Raw genomic sequence first — 314 nt, 5'->3', positions numbered from 1 at the left:
GCTGAAGGTCGCCGCCGGTCACGATCGCCGCGTCGCCTGCGACGTTCACGGTCGCGAGCGGCCCGAGCGTGCTCACGGTGCGCGTCGCGCCCGTCGCGCCCGTCGCGCTGACCTGGTGGATTGTATTGACGGCGGTATTGAGGAGAAGATCGCCGCCGACGTTCAGTGCCAGGCTCCCCGCGTTGAGGGTGGCGGATGTCAGATCGACGTTGCCCTGCGTGGTGAGGGACATCAGACCGCCGCTGCGCAGCGCGCCGAAAGCGTTGTCGATCTGCGTGCCCTGAATCGAAAGCGTGTTGCCCGCCTGTATCGTG

At 67.5% G+C, this 314-nt stretch carries 1 protein-coding gene; it reads right to left on the bottom strand.

Annotated elements, in window-relative coordinates:
* On the bottom strand, positions 1 to 314 hold a 314-nt coding region (locus QCE62_RS35215; RefSeq protein WP_309928061.1), incomplete at both ends, for a hypothetical protein.

The organism is Caballeronia sp. LZ033, assembly GCF_031451265.1.
Taxonomy (GTDB): domain Bacteria; phylum Pseudomonadota; class Gammaproteobacteria; order Burkholderiales; family Burkholderiaceae; genus Caballeronia.
The sequence above is the reverse complement of the archived record's forward strand: the minus strand, read 5'-3'. Positions and strand labels throughout refer to the sequence as shown.